The organism is Pedobacter sp. GQ55 (assembly GCF_059758925.1).
Genome location: NZ_JCAXEI010000021.1, coordinates 20,382 through 29,010, shown reverse-complemented (window position 1 = coordinate 29,010; position 8,629 = coordinate 20,382). Strand labels below are relative to the sequence as shown.

Annotated in this window: 9 protein-coding genes; 7 read left to right on the top strand and 2 right to left on the bottom strand. The window is 39.4% G+C overall.

What is annotated here, in order from left to right:
* Positions 1-321 precede the first annotated feature (321 nt).
* Genes AC6CH7_RS26385 through AC6CH7_RS26375 form a run of 3 tightly spaced genes read left to right on the top strand, consistent with a single transcriptional unit; the run spans position 322 to position 1,636 of the window.
* On the top strand, positions 322-678 hold the full coding sequence (locus tag AC6CH7_RS26385; RefSeq protein WP_498265552.1) for a nuclear transport factor 2 family protein: 357 nt from the start codon (positions 322-324) through the stop codon (positions 676-678).
* An 18-nt stretch (positions 679-696) separates the two neighbouring features.
* The gene (locus tag AC6CH7_RS26380; protein ID WP_498265551.1) at positions 697-1,044 is read left to right on the top strand and encodes a DUF1330 domain-containing protein; all 348 of its coding nucleotides are present in this window, start codon (positions 697-699) and stop codon (positions 1,042-1,044) included.
* A 16-nt stretch (positions 1,045-1,060) separates the two neighbouring features.
* Entirely contained in the window at positions 1,061-1,636 is a 576-nt protein-coding gene (locus tag AC6CH7_RS26375; RefSeq protein ID WP_498265550.1) for a Crp/Fnr family transcriptional regulator, read from the top strand.
* A gap of 39 nt (positions 1,637-1,675) precedes the next feature.
* Here the strand turns inward: AC6CH7_RS26375 and AC6CH7_RS26370 are convergent, their stop codons facing one another.
* Positions 1,676-2,002, bottom strand: coding sequence for a winged helix-turn-helix transcriptional regulator (locus AC6CH7_RS26370; protein ID WP_498265549.1), 327 nt, complete (start codon positions 2,000-2,002; stop codon positions 1,676-1,678).
* Positions 2,003-2,116: 114 nt separating this feature from the next.
* Here AC6CH7_RS26370 and AC6CH7_RS26365 point away from each other — a divergent pair, with 114 nt between their 5' ends.
* The 4 genes from AC6CH7_RS26365 (at position 2,117) to AC6CH7_RS26350 (ending at position 7,355) form a co-directional block, all read left to right on the top strand.
* Positions 2,117-2,890, top strand: a complete 774-nt coding sequence (locus AC6CH7_RS26365) for an SDR family oxidoreductase (protein ID WP_498265548.1) — start codon at positions 2,117-2,119, stop codon at positions 2,888-2,890.
* A 950-nt stretch (positions 2,891-3,840) separates the two neighbouring features.
* Entirely contained in the window at positions 3,841-4,596 is a 756-nt protein-coding gene (locus AC6CH7_RS26360; RefSeq protein ID WP_498265547.1) for a phage integrase SAM-like domain and Arm DNA-binding domain-containing protein, read from the top strand.
* A gap of 1,228 nt (positions 4,597-5,824) precedes the next feature.
* A complete protein-coding gene (locus AC6CH7_RS26355) occupies positions 5,825-6,172 on the top strand; it encodes a winged helix-turn-helix transcriptional regulator (protein ID WP_498265546.1) in 348 nt (115 codons plus the stop codon).
* A 13-nt stretch (positions 6,173-6,185) separates the two neighbouring features.
* Positions 6,186-7,355, top strand: coding sequence for a DUF3095 family protein (locus AC6CH7_RS26350; protein ID WP_498265545.1), 1,170 nt, complete (start codon positions 6,186-6,188; stop codon positions 7,353-7,355).
* A 310-nt stretch (positions 7,356-7,665) separates the two neighbouring features.
* On the opposite strand, the gene AC6CH7_RS26345 is transcribed toward AC6CH7_RS26350, so the two are convergent.
* Complete coding sequence (locus AC6CH7_RS26345; protein WP_498265544.1) at positions 7,666-8,619, bottom strand: hypothetical protein; 954 nt, start codon at positions 8,617-8,619, stop codon at positions 7,666-7,668.
* Positions 8,620-8,629: the final 10 nt, after the last annotated feature.

The window sequence follows — 8,629 nt, the reverse complement described above, 5'->3', positions numbered from 1 at the left end:
GTGAGTGATTCGGTGAGTCGCCAATCGCAAACCTCTTCGACACCATATTAAAGCGAGATTTTAACCCGGGGTACAATTCCCCCACTCTCCGCCAAACAAAAATGCTACCCAATTCGGGTGGCATTTTTTGTTTACAGTCAGTTCAGCACGATTTCGTGCAAGGATGGATGAAGACAAAAAAGGTCATTGAGCGCAGCGAAAAGCATTTTTGGTTGAAGCCTCTTTATCGTTTAGTTGAAACAGGACGTCTTCCATTATTACTATTTTTAAATCTTCAACCAGTTGAACTTTTTTTCGGCGCCTGCCGGCGATCTTTGCTGTATGGAAAACATAAAAAAGATTGAAGAAACGATCCTCACTTACACAAGTGCCTGGAACGAAACGGAACGCGAAGCCATCAAAGCGCTCATCAGCAACTGCTGGGCACCGGAAGCCACCTTCACAGACTGCCTGACCGATACCATTACCGGGCAGGATGCTATTACTGATCTAATCATCAGCTCCTATGAGCAGATGGGCCCGCGAACCTTTACGGTGCTTAGCGAACCGAATACGCATCATAACAACGGTCGTTTCCGCCGGCTGGCTATTCGTCCGGAAGGCTACCCGATTGTGGGTATGGACTATTTTGAGTTTAACAGCGATAACCGCATCATCCGCATTGTTGGCTTTTTTTAATCATTATAAAACTATATTATGAAATTACCTGAATTTGAAGAAGTACAAGGTCCTGTATTGATGCTCAACATGTTGAAATTTAAAGACCGAGAGCATTATTTCAAAACTTATCTCCCTGCCTTTCGTAAGGTTACTGAAAAATTAGGCATCAATGATGTAAAAGTCAGATTGGTATGCAATGTGGTAGCCAACATACTTGCACCGGAAAACGAAGCGTGGGATGCTATTGCACTGGTAGAATACCCCAGCGCCAGGGCATTTAAAACAATTGCAGAAAGCGATGCCTACCGCGATATTGCCGATCAGCATCGCCTAACGGCAACAGACAACCTGCATTTGTATATGACCACACCGTTTGACTTGTAAATGCTTAACTTGGCCTATGCACCGATTGATTCTATCAAATTTTGCCATGCACATAGCACTTTCTTCTGATGAACAGGAGAAAGTGCTTGTTTTATTGCAGCAGAAAATGGTGGCCAAACGCAGTTTCCTACTAGAACCCGGAAAAATTAACCGGGATATTTATTTTGTAAACCGAGGGTGCCTGCGTATGTTTTATGCCGATAATGAAGGCATGGCGCACAATATCGGCTTTTATCCCGAAAACTGGTGGGCCTGTGATATCGTGAGCTTCTTTAAGGAAAAGCCGGCAGTTAACGCCATACAAGCACTGGAAGACAGTGAGGTATATTATATATCATTATCACAACTGGAAGAACTATTTGCTGAGATACCAAAGTTTGAACGCTTCTTCCGCATCCTCACACAAAATGGCTTTGACCTATACCAGAAGCGTATCACATCCAATCTATCCAAAACGGCAGAAGAACGCTACCTTGAGTTCCGAAAACTTTATCCAGGACTGGAAAGTCGTATCGCACAAAAACACATTGCTACCTATCTGGGCATTACGCCGGCTTATCTGAGCATGATGCGAAAAGAAAAGCAGTTATAACGTTCATCGGAATGCTTCTCAAATTACGCGACTAACTTTTCAGTTAACATACTCAAGTCCCCATTTATACAGCTCATTAATAATTGGCTCTAATTTTTCGCCTTTTGAAGTTAAGGTATATTCTACTGTAGGCGGCACGGTTGCAAAAACATTTCTAATGACAATTCCATTTGTTTCCATATTCTTCAATTCCTTTACCAACATTCGGGTGTTAATCTTTGGTACCATTCTCTCTAATTCGCTGAAACGCTTCTTACCTCTAAATAAAGCATAGATAATCGACATTGACCATTTTCCTCCTATTACACCCAAAATTTCTTGAAGTGCACATCGTTCATCATTTTTATTATTTTTTTTATCTTCCATAAGTATTTGATTTCGTGTAATACTTTACTTTTTGGTATTACTATACAAAAGTGTTCCTACTTTCAAAAGTAAAGTATTATATTTTACTTTGCAATTCAATTTTAAATAAACAATATGGATACTATATTAAAGGGGCAGGTTGCTTTAGTAACAGGCGGAACGAAAGGGATTGGCAAAACCATTGCCGATAAATTAAGTAGTAAAGGCGCTCAAGTGGTGATAACTGCACGAACCGCACCTGAAGAAAACACAAATAGGCATCACTTCATAGCGGCTGACCTCACTCAACCAGAAAATGCAGAAGCTATTGCTAAGGAAATTTTTGAAAAATATGGCAGAATAGACATTATAGTAAACAATGCAGGTGCTAATTTAAGCCCAGGCGGTGGTTTTGATGCACTTTCAGACGAACATTGGTATAATGACTGGCAATTAAATTTTTTGTCGGTAGTGCGCATTAACAAATCGCTATTGCCTGTAATGATTAGACAAAAAAGCGGTGTAATTATCAATATTTCTACTGGTGCCGCAAAACAGCCGATCTGGGAGATGACAATGTCTTACTCTTCTGCAAAAGCAGCATTGAATGCATACAGCAAAGCATTGGCGAATGAATTAGGCTCAAAAGGAATACGTGTAAATGTAGTTTCACCGGGTGTAGTCAAAACACAGTTAATGCTTGATTTTATTGAGAATATGTCGAAGTCTTCAAATATTACAGTTGATGACGCTTTTAAAGCCGTAATGGACAAAGTAGGTGTTCCAGTGGGCAGGATGGCCGAGCCTAAAGAAATTGCTAACCTTGTAGCCTTTTTGGTTTCTTCAGAAGCTAAGTATATTACCGGAACTAATTATTCAGTTGACGGAGGTGCATTACCCACAATTTAAAAAACAGTTAGCTGTTTTATGGTTCAGTTTAGGATAAAGCGCGAAGAATACGACTGTAAGTAAAATGGATTTTTGAGAGGTGTGGCAATACTGTCTCAATGAAATCAGAGCAAAAGGCCTACCCTTTACAGATGTCGAACCTAACGATATAAAACGTTTTAAGCAATCGCTGAAAATCACAGGGGGCGTTTTAAATTAAGTTATCCTTTTCTGATAATTAGCAATAATAGCAGAAGAAAGTATTAGCTCGTTTTCGCCTTGTCTTTATCAAAGAAACTGTTACGGTGTTCCAAGCCCCAGTCTGGGCAAACCATTTTAATTGACCTTCTCCCCCATTTTCAAAACAGCATTTAATATTCTGATCATTAGTGCCAATGGGGTCAATACAAAATTGGCGAAGGGGGATCAGCTTGGGATGGTTTATCCAGCCCAGCAACTTCGTTGAAGTTTGTAGGCTCACTAAAGTTAACTAATTAGTTATGATGTAACCACTCTAAAAAGTTGTCTAGTAGAGTGATCTTAAAATCCTCTACTAGATAATATAATCTTAAAAGAGGTCTAAAACATCGATTACAGATCAAAAACAAGAGTTTCTTTAGCTACTTTCCATCTCGTCCATTCTTATTATCTTCTATATGCTTCTTATTCTTATAAATTTCCCTGATTATTCTGAAAAGTTCCTGTAGATGTTGTAGTGGGTAATCCGATTCCCCGCCAAAAAGGTGTCAAACCAACAAAAAGCCTGCAAATCGTATGAATAGCAGGTTTTTTGCTTTTTAGGATACACCAAAATATGCATCAATTCTCAACTCAAGGGTGAGTAATTTGGAAAATGAAAATGACTCACCGAATCTGACACATCAACCTGACAATCAACATGTTTCATTAACGAACATCTTGTGAAAAAGTACCTGAAAAGCTAAATTTGTTAACCATTAATGTAATGCATTATGAAAACCAATTTCAGCTTACTCTTCTATATAAAGAAGCAAAAGAATTATCAATCAGGCAAAGCCCCTATCTATCTTCGGATTACGGTCGAAGGAAAACGTTGTGAAGTAACCACAGGCCGATGCTGTGATCCTATACAATGGAACACAACTTCAGGCCGCTGTAATGGCAAAAAAGAGGAGATGAAATCCTTGAATGCTTACCTGGATGATCTCCAAAACAAAATATTCGAAGCTCACCGGCAATTAACTGAAAAAGATGACACCATCACCGCCGAGGAATTAAGAGATCAGTTTCAGGGCAAGGTAGCAAAGCAACGCACCTTATTTGATATTTTTAAAGACCATAACCAAAAGATGGAAGCACTTGTAGGAAGAGAGTTTTCTAAAGGCACAGCTGAGCGTTACAGGACATTTTTAAAACATACTGTCGAGTTCTTGCAGTGGAAGTACAAGATTAGCGATATCGACATCAGAAAAGTTAACTACGATTTTATAACTGAGTACGATTTTTATTTGCGATCAGTCCGAAAATGTGCTAACAATTCAGCTGTGAAATACTTGAAAAACTTCGGTAAGATTATTCGCGTCTGCCTTTCCAACGGATGGCTTGCGGTTGGTCCATTTGCACGGTATAAAAACAAGATTAAAAAGGTTGAGCGTGTTTACTTAACTGAACAGGAAATAGAGACAAATTCGGTTGAAACTACCTCTGCAAAACAATGGGCGGAAAATAATATTGAATGGAATAAATAAATCCACTTAATGGGAAACAGAGATGTCTTAGATGACCGTAATAAAATCAAATATTATCGAAAGTAAATCTTAAACCGCGAAGTTTATAAAATATCTAGTAGAGATATTCTTAAAATCTCTACTAGACATATGAATTCCATTACAGCTTAAAAATGAGACAGATAAATCCAATCCTTCTGCTGATCGCCTTCCATTCGTTTCTTATTCTTATATATTTCCCTGATAATTCTGAAAAGTTCCTGTAGATGTTGTAGTGGATAATCCGATTCCCCGCAAAAGTGCAAAAGCGCATATTTTTAGAACACGCGCTTTTATTTTTATACAATACTGATATCCAAATATTTACAAAATAACAAAATGAAGCCAATTTGATGCGTATTAACGATTTATACTAAAAATCGTACTATTTTTCTAAAAATAGACCATAAAACCCCGAGAGCACTAGGGATTCGAACACCCTCAATTTACATCCTCAGCGGCCAAAAGTGCAGATTTCACTAAAAAAACAAGTATTTCCTGGCCTTCTATCCTTGACAAATCATTACCATCCATAATTCATGCTTCAGGATCTTGTCGACCATATCACTAGTCATTTGTCCTGGAAGGTTATTTGGTTATTTGGGAATATATTATTTGGCTCCACTGACTTATTAACCACCTTTAAACCAAGGACTAATCTAGCTGCGTTGTTCAAAATATCATCAATCCCAAACTCTTTTTGCAGAACCGGGCGAGCCTGTAATAGCATAGTAAGGAGCTCTCGTTTTTTGATAGAATTGAACCGATTCCATATCATGCCTAGTAGAGTTAGCTGTAGGATTTTCTTCCCATTCCGTTAATCCGTCCTGATTAGAATAAAGTCGTCATTTCCTATTTCATCAAACTTAATAACCACCCCATCCATCAAATCAATATATAAGTAGATACTTTCTAAAATATCCTCTTATATATAAGTCCCTATTTGAACACCTGATTCAAAATAGCGTACTTCTGTCCCAAACCAGGATCCTAAAAAATTTCAGACATGTTGAGACAGATAAATATTTCCCTAAAAAAACGGATTGACATGACAATCCTGTTTTAATTTCCAAGTGTTGATCAGGGAAAATCTGCATGGCACCTGTTGTAAACAAAATATGTTAGGTTTCCAGTTTAAAAACTCCTAAGTTTACTATACTAAAGTAAGTGTCTTTAGGATGTTCGGCACTTATTTCGGTATTGCAACCAGATGGAAAAATTATATACCAAGGAAACGTTACGAGCTATGATCCAACCCGTAACAGATGCTGTTTATGTGCTGAACGGCAAATGGAAATTAGCTATTCTCATCTGTTTAACCTTTGAAAATATGCGTTTCAGGCAGTTGACAAACGAAATCCCTCAGATTACCGACCGTATGCTATCCAAAGAGTTAAAAGAATTGGAAAGGAATCTATTGATCAGACGGACGGTATCGCCAGCTGCCCCGAAAAGATTTGAATATTCAATTACCGATCATGGAAAATCTTTGCATAATGTGGTTATCGAGCTGCACAAATGGGGATTGAAACACAGGAAAGAGATTTCTCAAAGGTAAAAAACAAGCCGTTATGAGCAACAATAAATCAGACTTATTCTATACTGAGCTTGAGCAGTCCAGCCTTCCACTTGCAGAACTGTTTTCGTCAGATTCGGCCTTTAGTACGGTGCCAAACGACTGGGATATTATTTTAACGGATATCAAAAATTCAACCGCAGCGGTTTCAGAAGGCAAGCATCAAACGGTAAATCTGATAGCTACCTGTACCATTGCCATAGTGCTTAACATTGCTTTTGGCAAAGAAATGGATATACCGTTTTTCTTTGGGGGTGATGGGGCGACTTTCATTGTCCCATCCTCGATAAGTGGAGATATCATGGGTGCGTTAGGAAGCTTTAGGACCAGCACGAAAGCAAATTTTAATCTTGATCTTAGGATTGGGGCCATTCCTGTAAGGGATATTTATGCCGCCGGGTTTAAGCTGCAGATTGCCAAACACAGTAGGTCCTCTGTTTTTTCAATGCCGGTTATCCTGGGGAACGGATTAAGCTATGCGGAAGAGCAGTTAAAGGGCACAGCCTGTGATCCATTTAAAGCTTCATCCACTACAGCAGAAGCTGACTTAACTGGGATGGAATGCCGTTGGGACCAGATCCCTGTACCGGTAAACCAAGAGGAAGTGCTCACCTTACTGGTTATCGGAAAAACCGAAAACCAGGGCACTATCTTAAGTAAGGTACTTGCAGGAATTGATGCCATTTATGGCAGTGATAAGCAGCGCCGTCCCATTTCAACAAAAAAACTTAAACTTAAATCAACCTACAATAGGCTTCGGAGTGAACTGCTTGCCAAATATAATAAAGGCCGGCTTTCACTTTATCTTGTGAATGGGATTTCCGGTGTGCTGGCCTATTTTTATTTCATGACCAGTTCAGGTAGACGGTACTTAAGTGATCTGGTGGAAATGTCAGATAACCTGGTGCTTGATGGGCGGATCAATACGGTCATTTCAGGCACAAGGGTTCAAAGGATCCAGCTTATCGAAGCCCTGGACAAACTAGAATCTGAGGGTGAGATTATCTTTGGCGCCCATATCAGTACTTCATCCATTATGTCCTGTTATGTCAGGGATATGAAAAACGCACACATTCATTTTGTCGATGGCTCCCAGGGTGGTTATACGATGGCCGCCAGAGAGATAAAAACCAAAAAATTAAAAAACCCACTAGATATGATTTGATGGGCTTCAAGAAGCATGCTACTGCGTCCCAGAAAGGTGCATCCGACCATGCGCCGTGCACAAGTACAATCGTTTTAGAATTTTTGTTGGTTGCTTTTTGAGCCTGAACGGCAAAACCTAGTACACTCATTACCATCATTATAATTGCTTTTTACATCTTGTTTAATGCCTAATTGTTTAGGACAATACAAACATCGGGAGATGCCGCAGCAATAAGTTTAACCCAGGGCAATATCGAAAGCCCCCTGAAAAAAATATTTCAGGAGACTTTCGATTTGTACTTTGAAGAATCTGATACTTGCTCGAGATATCATTTTTCAAGCACATAGATTTTCTTTTCCCCATAATCCCAGACCGTTTTATACTGATCTAAAAATCGGTATCCAAAACAGATATAGCTGGCTTCGCTGATCCGCATTCCCTTACGGAACGGAGCCGTTTGCTCGAGGGTATAGGGAGTAATTCCTTTTACACTTACTTTAAGTTTTCCGTCCAAAACCATATCACTGACATTGACTATCGGATCATCATAAGCGTCGTTCCCTGCAGGGATAACCAGGCATTTAGTTTTCAGCACCGTTGCCGCCTGATCATCCAGTTGAAGCAGGCCATATTGACCTGTATCAAACGACCCAAGTAGACCAAATTTACCGATCCTGACGCGGACCATGGGGTGATTTGGCAGCCTTCTGGTTTCGAAATTGAGCACTGCCAATACTTTTTCATCATTTAAAAAATCCTTTGATTTTTGCCGTTCCGGTGTGTTTTTATAAAACGTGAGTTTCCTTTTTAGATAATCGATTTTAAATAGATAGCCCTCATAAAACTTGTGGCCGATATATCCGATACAGTCAGGGGTGATATTGTTCTGAAGGAAATCAAAATTTCCACTGGTGATATTTAAAAGGTTATGGTAAGTCAGACCATTCTTAAACTTAACTTCTGTTATGGTATCATTGATGCTTTTCATAAAGGACTGCCCGCTACCGACCTGCCCCCTGTTCACCGCTTTCTTTCCAGGTAGATTTACCGCATTGTCGTTAATTTCAATGGCTGAATTAAGGCCTGTATCAAACATGAACTTTCCCTTGACCCCATTGACCTCTACCGATATAAAAGGGTAAGCATTAACCAGGGTCAGGGGAAAGACGATGCTATCTCCATGAAGCTCGGCTTTGTTTTCGAAGACCTGCTGGGCAGTCTGTTGCGCTACAGCATGTATGACGGCTGTACTAAGCAAAAAAAGTAAAAATGTTTTTTTCATTTTGGTTTAT

Bases quoted from the DNA above. Each gene is read 5' to 3' on its own strand.
- AC6CH7_RS26370 (WP_498265549.1), bottom strand. From the start codon at position 2,002: ATGGAAGATAAAAAAAATAATAAAAATGATGAACGATGTGCACTTCAA.
- AC6CH7_RS26380 (WP_498265551.1), top strand. From the start codon at position 697: ATGAAATTACCTGAATTTGAAGAAGTACAAGGTCCTGTATTGATGCTC.
- AC6CH7_RS26385 (WP_498265552.1), top strand. From the start codon at position 322: ATGGAAAACATAAAAAAGATTGAAGAAACGATCCTCACTTACACAAGT.
- AC6CH7_RS26375 (WP_498265550.1), top strand. From the start codon at position 1,061: ATGCACCGATTGATTCTATCAAATTTTGCCATGCACATAGCACTTTCT.
- AC6CH7_RS26355 (WP_498265546.1), top strand. From the start codon at position 5,825: ATGGAAAAATTATATACCAAGGAAACGTTACGAGCTATGATCCAACCC.
- AC6CH7_RS26365 (WP_498265548.1), top strand. From the start codon at position 2,117: ATGGATACTATATTAAAGGGGCAGGTTGCTTTAGTAACAGGCGGAACG.
- AC6CH7_RS26350 (WP_498265545.1), top strand. From the start codon at position 6,186: ATGAGCAACAATAAATCAGACTTATTCTATACTGAGCTTGAGCAGTCC.
- AC6CH7_RS26360 (WP_498265547.1), top strand. From the start codon at position 3,841: ATGAAAACCAATTTCAGCTTACTCTTCTATATAAAGAAGCAAAAGAAT.
- AC6CH7_RS26345 (WP_498265544.1), bottom strand. From the start codon at position 8,619: ATGAAAAAAACATTTTTACTTTTTTTGCTTAGTACAGCCGTCATACAT.